This window comes from Domibacillus indicus, assembly GCF_023715895.1.
In the GTDB taxonomy this organism is placed as follows: domain Bacteria; phylum Bacillota; class Bacilli; order Bacillales; family Domibacillaceae; genus Domibacillus; species Domibacillus indicus_A.
On record NZ_JAMBOO010000124.1, the window covers coordinates 1 to 259 of the forward strand.

The 259-nt window shown below is 55.2% G+C and carries 2 tRNA genes; both read right to left on the reverse strand.

The annotated features are described in order from the left end of the window. Positions 1–48: 48 nt before the first annotated feature. Positions 49–123, reverse strand: a tRNA-Glu gene (locus tag M3221_RS25915). 15 nt (positions 124–138) lie between these two features. Further along, a tRNA-Ser gene (locus tag M3221_RS25920) sits at positions 139–229 on the reverse strand. Positions 230–259 lie beyond the last annotated feature (30 nt).

Genomic DNA, 259 nt, shown 5'->3' on the forward strand with positions numbered 1-259 from the left:
CTCTGCTTGTAAGGCAGATGCTCTCCCAGCTGAGCTAATCCTCCAAAATGGTGACCCCTACGGGATTCGAACCCGTGTTACCGCCGTGAAAGGGCGGTGTCTTAACCGCTTGACCAAGGGGCCTTAATATTAAAAATCTGGCGGAGAAGGAGGGATTTGAACCCTCGCGCCGGTTACCCGACCTACACCCTTAGCAGGGGCGCCTCTTCAGCCTCTTGAGTACTTCCCCAGATTGGCTCCGCAGGCAAGACTCGAACTT